Source organism: Proteus hauseri (assembly GCF_040139125.1).
Lineage (GTDB): Bacteria > Pseudomonadota > Gammaproteobacteria > Enterobacterales > Enterobacteriaceae > Proteus > Proteus hauseri_B.
On record NZ_JBEEUB010000001.1, the window covers coordinates 166,605 to 186,372 of the forward strand.

Sequence of the window (19,768 nt, forward strand, 5' to 3'; positions counted from 1 at the left end):
GGGTTATCTTTAAAAAGTAGATGGATAAATCCAGCCCTAAAGAGGATATTACAATGGAAAAATATCAAAACCTTCTCGTTGTCATTGATCCTAACCAAGATGACCAACCCGCACTTCGTCGCGCGGTCTATATCGTTCAGCGTAATGGTGGGCGGATAAAAGCTTTTCTACCGGTTTACGATCTCTCTTATGACATGACCACCCTTTTATCTCCCGATGAACGCAATGCAATGCGTAAAGGTGTTATTAGCCAAAAAGCCGCTTGGATAAAACAACAGGCTCGCTATTATCTTGAAGCTGGCATCGAAATTGATGTTAAAGTTATTTGGCATAACCGCCCTTATGAAGCCATCATTGAAGAAGTTGTCGCTTATGAGCATGACTTGTTGCTAAAAATGGCACATCAACACGATAAATTAGGCTCGCTTATTTTTACGCCTCTCGATTGGCAGCTGTTAAGAAAATGCCCTTGTCCTGTTTGGATGGTGAAAGATAAAGAGTGGCCAGAATATGGTTCTATCGTTGTTGCTGCTAATTTATCTAACGAAGAGTCGTATCACGATGCACTTAACTTAAAATTGATTGAGCTAACTAACGATTTATCTCATCGCATACAAAAAGATCCTGATGTGCGTTTATTAAGTGCTTATCCAGTCGCGCCTATTAATATTGCTATTGAACTCCCCGATTTTGACCCTAACCTTTATAACAATGCGTTACGAGGTCAGCATCTTATTGCCATGAAGGAACTTCGCCAGAAGTTTTCTATTCCTGAAGAAAAAACATATGTTAAAGAGGGATTGCCAGAACAAGTTATTCCTCAGATGTGTGAAGAGCTTAATGCAGGTATTGTTGTTTTAGGTATTTTAGGAAGAACGGGACTTTCCGCCGCATTTTTAGGCAATACCGCAGAACAGCTGATCGACCATATAAAATGTGATTTGTTAGCAATTAAGCCTGATGGTTTCACTTGCCCTATTACGGTTGATAAAGATCACGATTAAAATATTTATTCATAGCTTATTACGTTGCTTCATAAAAAAACGCCCAATTGGGCGTTTTTTCTATTACCTGTTTTTTATTACATTTTTCTATTACATATAGTTGTGATGTGTTGTGTATTACAGTGCTTTTAGAATTGCATCAACACTGTCTTTAGCATCACCAAATAGCATTTGTGTATTTTCTTTAAAGAATAACGGGTTTTGCACACCCGCGTAACCTGTATTCATTGAACGTTTAAATACGATTACATTCTGTGCTTTCCACACTTCCAATACTGGCATACCTGCGATTGGGCTATTCGGATCATCCTGCGCTGCCGGGTTAACGGTATCATTAGCACCAATAACTAAGACTGTATCAGTGTCGGTAAAATCATCATTGATTTCATCCATTTCTAATACGATGTCATAAGGTACTTTAGCTTCAGCTAACAATACGTTCATATGTCCAGGCAAACGACCCGCAACAGGGTGAATACCAAAGCGTACTTTAATACCGCGTTGACGAAGTTTTTCGGTAATATCGTGCACTGGATATTGTGCTTGGGCAACAGCAAGTCCATAGCCTGGGGTGATAATAACTGAAGTTGAATTCTTCAGCATATCAGCCACTTCTTCAGCCGTTGTTTCACGATATTCACCCATTTCGCTCTCTTCAGTCGAGGCGGAACCATCTGTACCAAATCCACCTGCAATTACGCTGAAAAACGAACGGTTCATCGCTTTACACATAATATAAGAAAGAATTGCACCTGAAGAACCGACTAATGCACCGGTTACAATTAACAAGTCGTTGCTTAACATGAAACCCGCAGCAGCAGCAGCCCATCCTGAATAGGAGTTCAGCATCGATACTACAACTGGCATATCAGCACCACCAATGGAAGCGACTAAGTGCCATCCAAATGCCAATGCGATTAGTGTCATTGCGATAATAAGGAAAATTTGTAAACCGACGCTGTCGGTTTTTACAAACCAAACCATGAGTAAAAATGAGACCACTAAAGCAGCTAGGTTTAATTTATGGCGATTAGGCAACATCATCGGTTTAGATGACATTTTTCCACTTAATTTACCATAAGCAACAATTGAACCTGTAAACGTCACGGCACCAATGAAAATACCGAGAAAAACTTCCGTTAGATGGATATTAACCATCACAGGTTCCATTGCTGTATTGTGATCAAGATAGCTATTAAAGCCCACTAAAACAGCAGCTAAACCAACAAAACTGTGTAAGATCGCAACAAGTTCTGGCATTTGTGTCATTTCGACTTTTTTTGCCAGTCGAATACCAATAACACCACCCACTACCATTGCAATAATAATCCAGCCAACATTACCTGCATAAGGTCCGAATATAGTAGCGAATAACGCTATCGCCATTCCCGCTATACCAAAGTAGTTCCCTTGTTTAGAGGTTTCATGCTTTGATAAACCTGCAAGGCTAAAAATAAATAATATTGCGGCGACAATATATGCCGCTGTAACAACTCCGCTGGACATAATTGCCTCCCTTATCCTTTACGGAACATTTTCAACATACGTTGAGTAACGGTGAATCCACCAAAAATATTAATGCTCGCTATTAAAATAGCGACAAATGAGAATAAACTTACCCAACCACCACTACCAATTTGTAATAGCGCACCTACAACGATAATGCCTGAAATTGCATTTGTTACTGACATTAACGGTGTATGTAGTGAATGACTGACATTCCAAACAACGTAATAACCTACCACGCAAGATAGTGCGAATACCGTAAAATGAGATAAGAACTCTTTCGGTGCAACATTAGCAAGCCATGCGAATAATAGAAAAGCGATAGCTAATAAACCGTATTTTTTCCAAGGAGAAATAGGTTTTGCTACTGGTTTTTCTTTTGGTTTAGCCGCTGGTGCAGCTTTGGGTTGCGCTGAAACCTGAATTGGTGGCGCAGGCCACGTAACTTCTCCGGCACGAATAACAGTAACGCCACGGATAACAACATCTTCAAAGTCGATATTGATGTTGCCATCTTTTTCTTTACACAATAATTTCAGTAGGTTAACTAAGTTAGTACCATAAAGCTGAGAAGATTGTGCAGGTAGACGTGCCGCCAAATCGGTATAACCAATAATTTTTACGCCATGTTCTGTAGTAAAAACAGTATTGGGTACAGTGTATTCACAGTTACCGCCATTTTGAGCTGCTAAATCAACTACCACACTTCCTGGTCGCATTGAGTCAACCATCTCTTTGGTAATAAGAAGAGGAGCTGGTTTTCCGGGAATAAGTGCCGTGGTAATGATGATATCAACATCTTTAGCTTGTTCAGCAAACAGTGCCATTTCAGCATCAATAAATGCTTTTGACATAACTTTGGCGTAACCATCGCCACTACCGGCTTCTTCTTTAAAATCAAGTTCAAGGAATTCTGCGCCCATACTTTGAACTTGTTCTTTAACTTCCGGACGTGTATCAAAAGCGCGAACAATTGCACCAAGACTACCCGCAGCACCAATAGCAGCAAGCCCTGCAACACCGGCACCAATAACCATGACTTTTGCTGGTGGTACTTTACCAGCGGCTGTGATTTGACCTGTGAAAAATCTGCCAAACTCATGAGCAGCTTCAACGACAGCACGATAACCTGCAATGTTTGCCATTGAACTTAAAGCATCTAATGATTGTGCACGAGAGATACGAGGTACGCTATCCATCGCCATAACATTAATATTTTTTTCAGCTAATTTTTCTAGCAGTGCTGCATTTTGTGCAGGCCAGATGAAACTAACTAATGTACAGCCCTCTTTCAATAATGTGATTTCATCATCAAGTGGCGCGTTAACCTTCAAAATAATATCTGATTGCCAAATATCTTGATGATCAACAATTTCAGCGCCCGCTTCATGATAAGCTTTATCTTCAAAGCTAGATGCTATGCCAGCTCCGTTTTCAATAGCGACAGTAAATCCTAATTTTATGAGTTGAGTAACAGTAGCTGGTGTTGCAGCAACTCTTGTTTCATTAGAAAGTCGCTCTTTGGGTATACCAATTCGCATAATTTTCCCTTCTTATCCATACGAAAACTGTTAAAATTCCTCTATTAATATCATAAATATGCAAAACTAGTGTTAAAAACAGTCATTTACATACTATAAATTAGAGCTCTAATAACCTACTGAAAATAAAACCAATAATCTATAACTGTGTAAAGCTAAAATTGAACTTAATTGGATCATTTTAGTCGAAAAGGCATATTAATGAATTATTCACTATTTTCAGGTAAATATCTGGTAACATATACTGGTCATTTGACCAAGTGGTTATTCACTAAATAAAATAATGCGACAAACGCTATTATTACATGTAATAATTGCACCCTATGTGATAGATCACTATGTTCAGCACATGACCAATATTAATTGCGCAAGGCGGAAGGATTTTGTATGAAGCTGAAAACCTCAGTCATCGCAGCAGCGATGTTGTCTTTAACGAGTATCACTGTTGCGCAGGCTGCACAGGAATTGACGCCAGAACAGGCAGCAGAATTAAAACCATTTGAACGAATTACAGTAATCGGTCGCTTTAATGCGATTTATGAAGCAGCTGACGCAGTTTCTCGTCGTGCTGATAAAGTCGGTGCTGATAGCTTCTATATTCAAGGTCTAGATGATGTCAGTGATAGCGGCAACATGAGTGTTACTGCTGATTTGTATCGAAAAGATGCGCCTAAGGCAGCTGAAGATACCTATCGCGTATTTCATGGGGTAGCAGAGTTACCAAAAACAGAAGCTGTTATGCTACAACCTTTTGATACCGTTTCTATTAGAGGTTATTACCCAACAACTCCTGATATTAACGATGCCATTGCTAAGAAAGCGGCAAGCAAAGGTGCAGCATCATTCTTTATCGTGCGTAATGTCTCGACAAATGATGGTGGTAACCAAGAAGTTACTGCATATATCTATAAAAAAGATGCACCTAAACGTGCGATTCAAGCGCCAGAAGCCGTTGTTCCTTTTGACTCAGATGCAGGTCGTGCCCTTATTGCTGAAGGTGGTGCTGCCGCAAATACAGTTGAAAAACCAGGACTTGCTTCTAATACAGACTTAGACAGAAGCGTCGGTACATTTGCTGAAACGCAAACATCGATGGGTGGACGTTACACTGTAACTTTACCAGATGGTACAGCGATTCAAGAAATTAACAAAGCATCTGCGGCATTAATGGATCCATTTGATACCATTACTTTCAGTGGCTATTTTGTTAATTCACCAGAAATTTCTTATCAAGTTGCAAAACGTGCAGCTGAGAAAGGTGCTAAATATTACCATATCACGCGTGAATGGCAGAGTGACGGTGGTACAGTCACCATTACTGCTGACTTATTTAAATAAAATACATCGCGTGAACGATTAAAAAGCCTTGCTTAAGCAAGGCTTTTTTTATTCTAACCTTGAGCCAACACAACCATTCTATAAAAATGCATAAAGTTTATGATTTTATGCATAGACAACCAAGTCAACTCTCCGTAAAATCTCGCTGTTTTTTAGTGTTTTTATCTTTGTCTAAATTTTAAATATTCATATTTATTCTGTTTATTAAGCTAAAAACAAGAAAATAAGCTATTTATTTACAATTTTAATCACGCAGGAAATTATCTTTGAATAAAAAACTAGGCTTAATGTCGCTAACTGCATTGGTATTAAGTTCGATGGTTGGTGCTGGCGTATTCAGTTTACCTCAAAATATGGCAGAAGTTGCTAGCCCTGCAGCACTTATTATTGGTTGGCTCATCACCGGTATCGGTATTCTTTTTCTTGCCACCTCGCTTTTATTGCTCTCTCGTCTTAGACCTGATCTTGATGGTGGTATTTTTACTTATGCTAGAGAGGGATTTGGTGAGTTTATTGGTTTCTGCTCAGCGTGGGGTTACTGGGTTTGTGCTGTTGTTGCTAACGTCTCTTACCTTGTTATTGTTTTTGCCGCATTTAGCTTTTTTACTGATACACCAGAAAACATAATTTTTGGTGATGGTAATACATTCCAAGCTTTAATTGGTGAATCGATATTATTATGGATTGTCCATTTGTTAGTGCTAAGAGGTGTACAAACAGCGGCAAGCATTAATTTAATGGCAACCATGGCAAAGTTAATTCCTTTAGGTCTTTTTATCATCATTGCCCTGCTTGCTTTTAATATGGATATATTTACGCTAGATTTTGAAGGCATAAATATGGGTGTACCTGTTTGGGACCAAGTTAAAAACACCATGCTGATTACCTTGTGGGTATTTATAGGTATCGAAGGTGCTGTTGTTGTATCTGCTAGAGCTAAAAATAGACGTGACGTAGGTTTAGCTACTGTACTTGCTGTAGTTGTTGCGCTGATAATTTATATTCTTGTGACTTTATTATCTCAAGGGCTAGTAAGCCAGCCAGAATTAGCGATGATGAAAAACCCATCAATGGCTCCGCTATTAGTTAAATTGATTGGTAGCATGGGAGAGATAATTATTGCAGCAGGTCTTATTTTATCTGTTTGTGGTGCCTATTTAAGCTGGACGATAATGGCGGCTGAAGTCCCTTATATTGCCTCTTTGCATCACTCTTTTCCGAAACAATTAAGTAAGCAAAATAAAAATGATGCACCATCATCTTCACTATGGTTTACCAATTGTGCAGTACAACTTTCTTTAGTACTCATTTGGTTAACCGGTAGTAATTATAATACGTTATTAACCATCGCTTCAGAGATGATACTTGTACCCTATTTTCTTGTGGGTGCATTTCTATTTAAAGTTGCTATCGCACGTAGTAGTCGAGCATTATTACTGATTGCTATTCCTGCAAGCTTGTATGGATTGTGGCTACTTTATGCTTCTGGTGTAATTAACTTGCTACTTTCTGTGGTGTTATATGCGCCGGGTATTTTGATGTTTCTATATACTCGTAGACAATATAAAGATAACAAACCATTACATACTAGTGAAAAAATCATGTTAGGGCTTATATTATTTGGTGCTATGCCAGCGCTAGCCTATCTAGCTATTGCTTAATATTAGTCTTAGTGATCTTAGCCCCTGAGAAATACAGGGGCTTTTTTCTATCTTCTATCTTCTATCTTCTATCTTCTATCTTCTATCTTCTATCTTCTATCTTCTATCTTCAGAAAAGAATACCGCTTATTTTTATAATTCCCAATATTTCAGCTATTTGGCGGTTATTTTTATAATGCTATTGGTTAGGTATGTAATTGTAAAAAGTAACAGTATGTTGTAACTAATAAAGGATAAAGAGCGTTGTTAAGAATAAAAATTACCTAATAAAAAAGCCTCACCATAATTAGTTATGATGAGGCTATTTCTTTTGTTGTTGCTATTGTTAGATTTTCTCTAATTGAAGCTGATTTGTTCCATGCTTTGCAAAATACGTTTATCTGAAATTGGATAAGGAGTACCTATTTGTTGAGCAAATAAGCTCACCCTTAACTCTTCAATCATCCAGCGAATATTTTGCACATCTTCTTGCTGCTTCTGTTTCTCATTGAGTTTGCCTAACCACTGTTGCCACTGTTGAGTTACGTTTTCGACTCGACTCATTTGGGCTCGATCACGATTAGGGTCAATAGCCAGCTTTTCCATCCGCTTTTCAATTGCACTTAAATAGCGAGGAATGTCGGCTAATCTTTTCCAACTATGAGAAGTTACAAATCCTGGAAACACTAACTGACCAAGTTGTGCTTTTATATCAGACAAGGCAAAAGCAACACTAATATCAACACGCCCTTTTAAACGTTTGTTGATAGCAAAGACTTGCGTCAATATAGATTCAACTTGTTTAGCAATTTCCACTACAGCATCATTTAGTTCAGCTCTTACATAATCTTGCAGTTTTTGATATTCAGATTCTTGCCAAATTAAGCCACCATAAGAAGCAATAAGTTTATCTACGCCACAAGCGATACAATCATCAATTAGCTCCAATACTTTGCCATAAGGATTAAAGTAAAGACCTAACTTAGCTTTGTTTGGTAATTTCTCGTGAAGATACTTAATGGGTGATGGAATATTTAACAATAATAATCGTCTTACCCCTTCCCACATTGATGCCTGCTGTTCTAATTCTGTTTCAAATAGCTTGATACCAACACTGTTTTTCTCATCAACTAATGCAGGATAGGCTTTTACAGAATAACCACCTCGTTTTTGCTCATAACGTTGTGGTAAATCACCGAAGCTCCAAATATGCAAATCTTGTTGTTCAATACCATCATCCGCAACTGCAGATAGTGTTTTTTGCACTTTTTCTTTTAAGCTCTCTTTTAATGCATTGAGATCTTTGCTTTCAGCCAGCATCTTGTTTTTATCATCAATAACACGGAATGTTATTTTAAGATGATCAGCAACTTGATCAAGTTGCCAGCTTTCTCTATCAACAGTCACTCCCGTCATTCGACGTAGCTCTTTCTCAAGTCTATCAAGTAACTGATCTTCTGGTTTTGGCACTCGCTCTAAAAATGCAGATGCATAATTTGGGGCAGGCACAAAATTGCGCCGTATTGGTTTAGGTAATGATTTAATTAATGCCACGATTAATTCATGTCGAATACCCGGGATTTGCCAATCAAAGCCCTCTTCTTTAACCTGATTTAATATCGCCAACGGAATATGTACTGTTACACCATCTGCGGCTGTACCGGGTTCAAACTGATAACTTAAGCGTAGTTTGAGGTTATCTTGCTGCCAAAAGTTAGGATAATCTAATGCGCTGACTCTTTTTGCATCATCTTTGATTAGCATACTTTTTTCAAAATTCAGCAAATCAGGTGATGCTTTTTGCGTATCTTTCCACCACTTATCGAAATGGCGCGAAGAAACAACATCTTGAGGAATACGCTGATCATAAAAAGTAAACATCGTCTCATCATCAACTAGAATGTCGCGACGACGAGATTTATGTTCCAGCTCTTCCACTTCCGTGCGTAATTTTAAATTTTCACGGAAAAAAGCGTGACGAGTTTGCCAATCACCTTCAACTAAAGCATGGCGAATAAAGAGTTCTCGACATAATAACGGATCAATTTGACTGTAATTTATAGCGCGAGATGCAACAATAGGTAAACCATATAGTGTCACTTTCTCATTAGCCATTACCGCACCTTGTGCTTTTGACCAATGAGGTTCACTGTAGTGATGTTTCACCAAGTGCTCGGCAATAGGTTCTATCCATTCAGGATCGATACGAGCAGCAATGCGTCCCCATAAACGTGAAGTCTCTACAAGTTCAGCAACCATTGTCCATTTGGGTGGTTTTTTAAATAAGCCAGAACCCGGATAAATAGAAAAACGTGCATTTCTCGCGCCGGTAAACTCTTGCTTCTCTGCATCTTTTTGACCGACATGAGATAACAAACCACTTAATAGTGCGACATGAACACTTCTAAAATCAGCCGGTTCGCTGTTAACAGGGAAACCTAACTCTTTAACTACCTGACGTAATTGGGTATAAACATCTTGCCATTCACGTACTCGCATAAAGTTTAAAAATTCATGCTTACACAGTTTACGAAACTGCGATTGGCTCAACTCTTTTTGCTGGGCTTTTAAATAATCCCACATATTTAAGAAAGAGAGAAAATCAGACTCTTTATCTTGAAAACGACGATGTTTTTCATCAGAAGCTTGCTGTTTATCCATCGGTCTTTCACGAGGATCTTGAATAGAGAGCGCTGATGTAATTACCATTAGTTCTTTAACAGCACCATATTTTCGTGCTTCAAGTACCATTCTCGCTAAACGAGGATCAATAGGAAGTTGTGCAAGTTGTTTCCCCATTGGCGTTAAATGGTAGGCTCCTTGGCTATCAGTTTCATTTTGTAAAGCGCCTAACTCTTCTAATAGACGCACACCATCTTGTACATTTCGTTTATCTGGTGCTTGTACAAATGGGAATGCACTAATATCCCCCAAACCGATTGAGGTCATCTGTAAAATAACAGAGGCAAGGTTTGTTCTTAATATTTCAGGATCAGTAAATTCACTGCGAGCAATAAAATCATCTTCTGAATAAAGACGAATACAGATACCATCAGAAACGCGACCACAACGTCCTTTTCGTTGATTAGCTGATGCTTGAGAAATAGGCTCTATTGGTAGCCGTTGCACTTTAGTTCGATAGCTATATCGGCTAATTCGAGCATAACCAGTATCGATAACATATTTTATTCCTGGCACAGTCAATGAAGTTTCAGCAACGTTAGTTGCTAATATAATTCGTCTTCCACTGTGAGGATGGAAAATACGGTTTTGCTCACTGTTAGAAAGTCGAGCAAATAGTGGCAATACTTCAGTATGGCGAAGCTGTAATTTATTAAGTGCATCAGCGGTATCTCTAATTTCTCGCTCACCGCTCATAAAAATAAGAATATCACCAGCACTTTCGTTACCAAGCTCGTTAATCGCATCAACAATGCCATCGGTCATATCTTTATCACTATCAAGTTCATCGCCACCAATAGGACGATATCTCACTTCAACAGGATAAGTTCTGCCTGATACTTCAATAATAGGTGCTTGATTAAAATGCTTAGAAAATTTTTCAGGATCAATCGTCGCTGATGTGATAATAATTTTTAGATCAGGGCGTCGAGGTAATAGCTGTTTTAAATAGCCTAATATAAAGTCAATATTTAAACTGCGTTCATGTGCTTCATCGATAATAATTGTGTCATATTGCAGCAACAATTTATCTTGCTGTAATTCAGCTAATAAAATCCCGTCAGTCATCAATTTAACCAGTGTGTTATCACCGACATGATCACTAAACCGAACTTTATAACCTACCGATTCTCCTAATGTACTCTTTAATTCATGAGCGATACGTTCAGCAACTGAACGTGCAGCTAAACGTCTAGGTTGTGTGTGCCCAATATACCCTTTTATTCCTCGTCCTAACTCAAGACAGATTTTCGGGATCTGGGTTGTTTTACCCGACCCGGTTTCCCCTGCAATAATCACAACTTGGTTATCTCTTATTGCATTATAGATAGCCTCTTTTTTCTGGCTAACGGGTAGATTTTCAGGATACGTGATTTCAGGGCAGTTAGTTTGACGACGACTGATAATTTGTTGTGCTACGATAATATTTTGCTTAATTGCACTTAATACAGCTTGTTTTGACTCTTCATTATTAATTTTAGCGACGCCTCGTAGACGTTTTTTTAATCGTTGCTGCTCCCGCAACGATAATTGCTCTATTTCTTGATAGAGCGTGGCAGATGATAATGTCACCTTTTATTGTCCTTCTAGAGGTTACTTTATGTCTAAATTTATTGGTTAATGATATCACAACACAACATTGGCACATAAAGGCTTAATTAAATTTATTGTGCTTATTAAGTAATACTCAGAATTTTTGAATAGTTTATTCAAAGGATTGTAAGGTGATATTTTTATGTTTAGGTAATATATTGTTATCAAATAAATATAATTATTTGCATATGACTAAAGTTACATTTTAAACCTACGAAGCAAAGAGAAATAAATGAAAAAGATCCTTGTGCTGAAATCAAGCATTTTAGATAACTACTCTCATAGCAATAAAATGACTGATTATCTGGTTGATAGTTGGCTCGCGACAAACCCAAATGATCAATTTACTGTGCGTGATCTAGCAAAAGATCCTGTTCCTGTACTAGACCAAGCAACCATGTTTGCCTTTGGCAAAGAGATATCAATGCTTTCTGATAAACAAAAAGCAGCAAGAGCATTATCAGATGAACTCATTGCTGAACTAAAAGCTCATGATGTAATTGTAATTACTGCACCAATGTATAACTTTTCAGTTCCTGCACAATTAAAGCACTATATTGATTTTATTGCGCGCGCTGGTGAAACGTTTAGTTACAGTGAATCTGGAGCAGTTGGATTACTTAAAAACAAGCAGGCTATTGTACTCACAAGCCGTGGTGGCATTCATAAAGATCAACCTTCTGATCTAATAGTCCCTTTCTTAACTCAATTTTTAGGTTTTATAGGGATTACAGACGTACAATTTGTGTTAACCGAAGGTGTTGCTTACAGTGAAGATTATGCACAGCAAGCTCACCTTAAGGCGCAGAAAGAACTTGATGCAATCATAATGGCTAAAAGCACTGCCTTCTAAAACATTACCATTAAATACTATCTATTTTAGTAAATTACAGAAATTCACCGATCAAAAAAGAACATCATTATCTATGTTGTTCTTTTTTATTTTGGATTAAAATAAAAATATATGATAAATTCACATCGCTAAATAATTATAAACATTAACTTTCATATAATGAACATCTATTTACTTAGATAAAAAAGACAATTAAAAACAAAATTCTGACCATTCTAAAATCCATCAAAAATATCAAACTATCTATCTATATTCTAAATTATATCTAGTTACTTCATCTTTTATATTTTTTTTATACTTTTCTCTTTGTTAATTTTAGGTTGCCACTTGCCTTCTCTACAAAATAGAATCTTTCTTGCTAAACAAGCAATAAAGTAAAATCATCTTAATGATAGATAGCTTTATTAAAATTAAATACTTAAATGGATTTTAAAAATGAAAAAAATATTACTCTCACTGATTGTTTTATCGGGTGTGACTATGTCTCACCCAGCAATATCAACTGAATATATTGTAGGAACAGAGACTATTAGAGTTAATGGTATTGTTAAATCACCTAATCGCTGTACCGTTGTACCAACACCAAGAAATATTCGATTAGATGATCTTAATGCAAATCAAGAATTTAATAACTTAACTCGTCTTCCTATTGGCATTAATAATAGAAATATTGTTATTCAATTCAGTAATTGCTCCAACAATATAAGGCATGCAAAAATATCAATACCTTCCACAGGATTGGCTGGTTTAGAAAATAGTGCACCAGATAATAGAAAGAGTAATCTTTCTGTTGCTCTTCTGGGTCCAGATAACAATATCTTTAGTCTTGTGGACCGCCATTATATTCGCACAATAGACATTGATCCTAATAGTGATACAGAACTTACAATTCCTATAAATTATTACTTACCTGCCACTGTCGAAAAAAATGCAATTACCGCCGGCTTAATAACTGCACCTACCACGATCAATATCACCATAGATGATAATGATTAAATTAACGTTTAATATTTTAATCTTATTTATGTGTAGCCACAGCTATGGAAATTATAATTAATAATAAAGCCGATTTTCGGCTTTATTATTCTATACTAATGGAAGAGTATGAAAAAAATCACTTTATCATTAATGATTATATCATTGGTAAGCATAATACCAGTATGCCAATCAGGCATTCAAATAAATAAAAATAAATTTATTTATATAGAAAAAAATAATAATGAAAAAATAGAAATAAAAAACAATTCGGATGATGCCTATTTTATTCAAAGCTCTGTTAAATTAGCCAATACTGAAAATGACGATGTATCACCTTTTATGATATCACCGCCTATTTTTAAACTTAGTGCTAATGAAACCTTCTTTCTCGATATAATTAAAATTGATGATATTACTGATAATGAAAAAGAATCTCTCTATAAAATAAATATAAAATCAATTCCTATAGTTAATGGAAAAAATGAAAATATATTACATATATCTCTCAATATGATATACAACCTTATTTATAGACCTAAATCATTAGAACCAATAGCAGATGATTTATATTATAAAGTTGATATTTTAAGAAACAACGATAATGAATTAATTATACACAACCCTACTCCATACTATTTAACTATTACGTCAATTAAAAATAAAGATAAAGTGATTTTTGATAAAACCAAAAGATTACCACCCTTTGGAAAATATAATACTAAAACGAAGATAAGAGATATTAACACCCTAAGCTATAGTATCAAGAATGAACATGAGGTTATTATAGATGCCCCTTCAAAAAAAATCATCAATGAATAAAAAAAAGATTGGTTTTAGCTTTATTACGCTATCATTATTAAGCCTATTTACTTGTCATTCTGTTTATGCAGAAGAGATACCTTCTATTTACCGTAAAAGCATGAAAAAAATTTCCCCAGAAATAATCTCGGAATTATTGAAGAACAATCAACCAGAAGGAATCTATTTAACTAATATTTATGTTAACAATAAATTTATCAAGCAAAAAAGCATTCATTTTAAAAATGCAGATAATAGATTAACCCCTATTTTTTCTTATACTGATCTAATTGAATTAAAAATAGATCCTTCTTTTTATGAAATAACACCGGAAAATAAATCGTTCCCATTAAATAAATACTCAATTGATTTTGACTATAAACTATCATTAAAAAAACTCCACCTAAACATTCCACAAAAAGCATTAAAGAAAAAAAATAAAACATTAGCGGATAAATCATTATGGGATGATGGGATAAACGCCTTTTTTAGTACTTATAATTACAATACCACTTACAATGGACGTTCATTTATTAATCAAAAAATCACCTTTGATTCAGGTGTTAATTTAAATAAATGGAGGATTAGAAGTCATTATCAATATTCTCGTGTTAATTATGAAAATAACTTTAAACTATATTCACTTTATGCATATAGAAACTTAGATTCCTTTTCATCTATTTTTTACAGTGGAAAATTCATGCCTTCTAGTAGAACACTTTCTAGTGAGAAAATAATAGGTTTTCAATTTATTTCTAATAATTTATTAGTAGGGAATAACCTTTATGCTAATAAGCCTATCATTGAAGGTATTGCGGAGACAGAAGCTTTAGTTACAGTCAAACAACAAGGAAAAAAAATATATGAAACAATAGTTCCACCAGGACCATTCGTCTTTGATTCATTGCCAACAATTGGAAGCAGTGAACTGATAATAGAGATAAAAGAGGCTGATGGTCGAGTGAAAAAAATAATACATTACTTTACTTCAATGCCAAATAAATTAAACAGAGGAAATTATCAATATAATATTATTTCAGGCAGTATAGAGCAAAAAATAAGCGCATCAAACAGTAATAATTTTTTCTTTCTTGGTGAGTTTGCTTATGGCATTAACCAAAAAATTACTTCATATAGTGCTATAAGAAAAAAAAGAAACAATAACACTTATTTAACTGGGTTTATTTTTGAGCTAGGTGCTATCGGTGGGATTGCCTCAGATATTAGTTATTTAGATGGTGATTTTAGTCAAATAAAGTATCAACTACGTTATAGTAAGAAGTTATTATCAACTAATACACAGATTATTTTTGGTACTTCATATTATCAATATATAGAACCAGATAATAAAAAAAACTTAAAGAATGCACTTGTAAAAAAAAACACCATTTCAGTTTTTCAACCAATTAAAGACTTTGGCTCTTTATTTTTAAATCTTAATTACTTAAACCATCAAAATAATGACAATAGACTCGCCTTTGACATTTCTTTTTCATCATCATTTAATCAGATAAACTATTCTCTTAAATATAATTTAAAAAAAGAATATCAACATAATGATAATCATTTTTCTGTCTACTTTAGCATGCCAATTTTCACAAAAAAGCATGCTTATCTATGGATTAGTAATAGTTTTTACTATTATAAGAATAATAAAGAGTATGCTAATTCTATGAGTATAGGAGGTTCTAGTTTAGAGAATTCTGCACTTAATTATTCAATAAATTATCAAAGTGATTTAAATCACAATTTAACTTCAGCAAATTTACAATATAGAGGTGATAATCAAATATATAGCATCCATGGATATAAACATTCTAGCAATAACTATAATCTTAGGTTGGGTATTACAGGTGCATTTATTTTACATCAAAATGCCATTACACTATCTCCTTATCTAAGCAGAACATTCGCTTTAGTCGATACACAAGGCATGAGTGGTATGAAAATAAATTATTCTCATAGAAAAACAGATAAATATGGCTATTTAGCATTACAAAACCTGATGCCATATCACGAAAATAAGATTATATTAGATGCGGCTTCATTACCAATAAATAGCGAATCAAATTATTATACAAAAACCGTTGTACCAACTTTAGGCGCTATAGCTAAAGTCACCTTTCCTGTAAGAAAAGGTTATCGAGTTCTTTTTCAATCATCATCAAAACTCCCTTTTGCTGCAACAGCAACTGCATTTGATAGTCAAAATAATCTTATAACACAAAGTTTTGTCTCTGATAATAATAGAGTGTTTCTCTCGGGTTTACATAAAGTGGGATTAATAAAAATAAAATGGGGAAATAATAAAGAACAGCAATGTCAATTTCACTTTGATATTAATCATGATATTAAAGATGATGACTTAATCAAAAAAGATATTAATTGCCAATAGAAAAATAGATTTTAGAAACACCTAACAATGAAAAAAGTTAAAGTATTATTCTCATTACTTATTATATTTACCTTATCTCCTTCTTATGCAAGACGGGGGGATCATGACCTTCCCTCTAATTATTTATAGAGCAGAAAATAGTAATTAATAAAGTAGAACGTTAATTAAAATCGCGTTCTACTTTAAGTAAAATAATAATATACTAATGAGTGTAAGTTATTTCTTAACCCATTGCCCATTAATACCTTTTACATACTCACCTGCACTCGCCCTTGCTACGAGTTTTTCACCCGCTAATCGAGCAACTGATTCTGGTGTTACTTGGTTGGTTTTTGCAATTTCAGCATATTTCGCTTTTCTTGCCTGATTAATTTCATCAACAAGAATTTGTGCTTGTTTATTATTGGGTTGAACAAGCTCTATATAGCCTTTAAATGTTTCACCCACCAGCCCTTGTGATCTCGCTTCATCAAGAGTAAGGGCAGCTGCGCCTGTGCTCCAAAAAATCAGCATTAGCGCAGCACTTAATAGATATCGTTTATAATTCATTGTCTATCCTTTAAAAAATTGCGCTGTTGTCTTTTAGCAGATCTTCAACTTGACGATCAATTTTGACATTGATTTCATGTTCAATTTTAACGTTCATATTGATATTAATAGGTTTATCTGGCGTTGCCACTTCCAACCGGATACACCCTGTTAAACTTGATACACTAATGGCAACGAGTGCCAAAAAAGATAATTTTTTCATTGTATTCACTCTGACTCACTCCCTAAATCCGATAGGCTTTTTTCTAACCACTCTTCTAATTGTGATCCAAATCGTAAACTTCGCCATAATTGAAAGACATTTTCCTCATGTCGATAATTTAAATTTACTTGTCGCCGTTTATCTTCTAATGGATTTGTTCCCTGTATTTCTGCTTCTAGAATTAACTCACCTAAGTTACTTAAATTCACCCGAGTCCAAGAGCGACTAATTTCTAAATAGCGTAACCACGCCATTGCAACACCTGCTGACATATTGCTGTCATCGATTGAATCAACAAAGTCTTTATCAAGTCTTAACGTTAGATAAGATGAATTAGCTAACCAACCATTTTTTATAATCCATTGATTATTATTTATATAAAATGGAAATTCACCACTCACTTTACCCGATGCAGCAAACTGAGTCACTTTTAGTAAAGTGAATAGATGGCTAAGCTCAAGGTTATCCAATGAAATGATCGCTTCTTCATGTTGAGGAATAGATAACGCCTTCATTGAAATAGTACCTTCTAGCATCGCGACATTAACATTAGATAATACTAGCGGCTTATTTTCAGTCATGGGATAAAACCCTTGAAGATCAGCGGTAATATCGGTCATTTCAAATAAATTGTTGATACGTTTAATTCGTAATTGTACTGGTTGTTTTACGCCCAATTGCCATTCATCACCCGTTAAACGCCAAGGTAAAACAAAATCTAAACCTTCTAAGACTCCTTCTTTAAGCCACATTCCACCTTGTTTTACGACAAGATGACCACCAGCAGTTAATCCTTGTCCTGGTGCTATAGAAAACCCAGCTTGAGTATAAAATTCGCCTTTATCAAGCGTAATACCTAAATCCGGAGGTAATAAAGATTGAAATGCATTAATGGATTGCGAAGGCCAACGCATTTGACCTCTTAATCGTTCGCCATCCCAACGTGTATTTATTGCAATTGGTCCTATATTTGGTTTAGCGCTAATTTCACCCTTTAGATTAAAATTAAATGGTGATTCGCCATTAACTGTTGCAATAAAATTTGTTTTATCTAAAAAACCACCAGAAGGAAGAGAAACTCGTTGGCTTGTTAGCTTTAATTTTCCGCCAAAGGTAGGCTTTTTATCATCTCGCAGCCAACGAAATGGACTTAATAGTGTTAATCTTGGTGCCGTCATTGTGGTGTGCTGATATTTTAAAACATCAAACCCTGTGGTAAGTTTTTCAAAACTTACTAATTTATCAGCCCAATACCCTGTACCTGCAATATCCCAGCGGGCTTTTAATGGTAATAAATCACCCTCTCCCCAATAACGCCATTGCCAAGTACCATTATCAGGTAAGAAATCGATAGCTTTACCTTGGAAATGAATACGATAATCGCCCCAAATACTATCTTGTGCCACAACAATGGCATTTAACCGCCCATTAAAACCTTTTGATGAAAATGTAGTACCTGCTAGAGGTAAACGTGCATCTTTTACTGTTAAGGTTTCAGTTACAGGCCCTTTAAATCGCAATAATGAGCCTGACTGAAATTCAATGGTTGGATCAGTCAACATTCCCGTCACCTTTACTGGTAATTGGGCATTTGCCTGCATTAATTCTTTATTTACCACACCTGTAATTTGAATGGGGATCTGTGCATCTAACCAATTTATGGATGTTTCAGGAATGGAAATCACTAGATTACCTTTTCCCGCATTTCCCTCTGTCATCACGTTTAATCGCGCAGTTAATCTTAAATCTGTTAACCCTTTTTGCCACTGAGCAATATTAATATCAACACCACCACGTAATGGTTGATCTAATCCAAACCACTCCCAACGCCCATTTTCAATGGTGATATTTTTGGCATTAGCATGCCAAGGAAGCAACATTAATGCTTGCCCTCCACCTTGCTCTGCTAACGACAACGTACCCGCCTTTCCTTGCCATTCTCCAACAAAAACTAAAGGATTGTCATAATGGGAGGTTAAAAATGTCGCATTAATTGAGCCATTTTCAGGTAGTGAATCTACATCAAGTGGTAGTGCTATTTCACCAGCAAGTTCAACACTATTATTATCGGGCAAACTCACTTTAACACGTTGGATATCTAACCATTGATTATCACGAATAAAGAGACGAATATCCGCTTTATCTCCTTGATAGGTAATTAAGCGTCCATTATTTTCACTGGCTAAATTTAACGTACCTTGATAATCGCTATAACCTTTTAAGAGTACATTTTGAATATTGACAGCAAGTGCGGGAATAGATGTTAACAAAGCGTCTAATTTAATCGGGGCTTGCGCTGTTTGTTCTTTTTCTGCTGCGGGTAATTGAGAAAAACAGTGCTCATCAAATATCAAATTCTGGCTACTAAATTGAAAAGGATCCGTTTGCTGTTTTTTATAGAGAAACGCAAAATTTTCAATGCGTGCTAATGTGCAATTTTCACTATTCAGTGCAATATTATCAATTGAAATGCCTATTTGTTGTAACTTAGGCTGTGTTAACGTTAGAGATATCCCTTCTGGTAAATAAGATTTGGCGATAACAGGCAACCAATGCGGAATAGTTGCCCATAATGCTGTACCAATAACGCCAGCACTAAGTAGTATCGTTCCTGTCCATTTGATTGTTTTTTTTAACAACACATCATCTTCCTTTTAAACAAACCAGAATCATCCACTTACCTTGTTAA

General features: G+C 35.6%; 13 protein-coding genes. 7 read left to right on the forward strand and 6 right to left on the reverse strand.

All coding sequences use genetic code 11. The features are described from left to right. Positions 1 to 53: 53 nt before the first annotated feature. Positions 54 to 1,004: a universal stress protein UspE gene (gene uspE, locus ABN099_RS00735; protein ID WP_349461771.1), complete on the forward strand. Its 951-nt coding sequence runs from the start codon at positions 54 to 56 to the stop codon at positions 1,002 to 1,004. A gap of 117 nt (positions 1,005 to 1,121) precedes the next feature. On the opposite strand, the gene pntB is transcribed toward uspE, so the two are convergent. Together pntB and pntA are read right to left on the reverse strand one after the other, a co-directional pair. Then, on the reverse strand, positions 1,122 to 2,510 hold the full coding sequence (gene pntB / locus ABN099_RS00740) for a Re/Si-specific NAD(P)(+) transhydrogenase subunit beta (RefSeq protein WP_349461772.1): 1,389 nt from the start codon (positions 2,508 to 2,510) through the stop codon (positions 1,122 to 1,124). Between the two features lie 11 nt (positions 2,511 to 2,521). Then, positions 2,522 to 4,051, reverse strand: coding sequence for a Re/Si-specific NAD(P)(+) transhydrogenase subunit alpha (pntA, locus tag ABN099_RS00745; RefSeq protein WP_349461773.1), 1,530 nt, complete (start codon positions 4,049 to 4,051; stop codon positions 2,522 to 2,524). Positions 4,052 to 4,438: 387 nt separating this feature from the next. Here pntA and ydgH point away from each other — a divergent pair, with 387 nt between their 5' ends. Then, positions 4,439 to 5,389 (forward strand): DUF1471 family protein YdgH, encoded by a 951-nt coding sequence (ydgH, locus tag ABN099_RS00750; RefSeq protein ID WP_349461774.1) that lies wholly within the window; start codon positions 4,439 to 4,441, stop codon positions 5,387 to 5,389. A gap of 266 nt (positions 5,390 to 5,655) precedes the next feature. After that, positions 5,656 to 7,050, forward strand: coding sequence for a basic amino acid/polyamine antiporter (locus tag ABN099_RS00755; RefSeq protein WP_349461775.1), 1,395 nt, complete (start codon positions 5,656 to 5,658; stop codon positions 7,048 to 7,050). Between the two features lie 336 nt (positions 7,051 to 7,386). On the opposite strand, the gene hrpA is transcribed toward ABN099_RS00755, so the two are convergent. Then, positions 7,387 to 11,283, reverse strand: a complete 3,897-nt coding sequence (gene hrpA, locus ABN099_RS00760; RefSeq protein WP_349461776.1) for an ATP-dependent RNA helicase HrpA — start codon at positions 11,281 to 11,283, stop codon at positions 7,387 to 7,389. Between the two features lie 253 nt (positions 11,284 to 11,536). On the opposite strand from hrpA, the gene ABN099_RS00765 reads away from it, so the two are divergent. The 4 genes from ABN099_RS00765 to ABN099_RS00780 all read left to right on the forward strand — a co-directional run bounded on the left by ABN099_RS00765 (position 11,537) and on the right by ABN099_RS00780 (position 16,328). Then, a complete protein-coding gene (locus ABN099_RS00765; protein ID WP_349461777.1) occupies positions 11,537 to 12,157 on the forward strand; it encodes an FMN-dependent NADH-azoreductase in 621 nt (206 codons plus the stop codon). A gap of 435 nt (positions 12,158 to 12,592) precedes the next feature. Next, positions 12,593 to 13,153, forward strand: a complete 561-nt coding sequence (locus ABN099_RS00770; protein WP_349461778.1) for a hypothetical protein — start codon at positions 12,593 to 12,595, stop codon at positions 13,151 to 13,153. A 108-nt stretch (positions 13,154 to 13,261) separates the two neighbouring features. Continuing rightward, positions 13,262 to 13,954: a fimbrial biogenesis chaperone gene (locus ABN099_RS00775; protein WP_349461779.1), complete on the forward strand. Its 693-nt coding sequence runs from the start codon at positions 13,262 to 13,264 to the stop codon at positions 13,952 to 13,954. Further along, positions 13,923 to 16,328, forward strand: a complete 2,406-nt coding sequence (locus ABN099_RS00780) for a fimbria/pilus outer membrane usher protein (protein WP_349461780.1) — start codon at positions 13,923 to 13,925, stop codon at positions 16,326 to 16,328. The genes ABN099_RS00775 and ABN099_RS00780 overlap by 32 nt, the downstream gene beginning before the upstream one ends. Before the next feature lie 216 nt (positions 16,329 to 16,544). Here ABN099_RS00780 and ABN099_RS00785 read toward each other — a convergent pair whose 3' ends face one another. Genes ABN099_RS00785 through ABN099_RS00795 form a run of 3 tightly spaced genes read right to left on the reverse strand, consistent with a single transcriptional unit; the run spans position 16,545 to position 19,721 of the window. Continuing rightward, a complete protein-coding gene (locus tag ABN099_RS00785) occupies positions 16,545 to 16,877 on the reverse strand; it encodes a YdbL family protein (protein WP_349461781.1) in 333 nt (110 codons plus the stop codon). A 10-nt stretch (positions 16,878 to 16,887) separates the two neighbouring features. Next, a complete protein-coding gene (locus ABN099_RS00790) occupies positions 16,888 to 17,079 on the reverse strand; it encodes a YnbE family lipoprotein (RefSeq protein WP_349461782.1) in 192 nt (63 codons plus the stop codon). Between the two features lie 5 nt (positions 17,080 to 17,084). Further along, positions 17,085 to 19,721, reverse strand: a complete 2,637-nt coding sequence (locus ABN099_RS00795) for a YdbH family protein (protein ID WP_349461783.1) — start codon at positions 19,719 to 19,721, stop codon at positions 17,085 to 17,087. Positions 19,722 to 19,768: the final 47 nt, after the last annotated feature.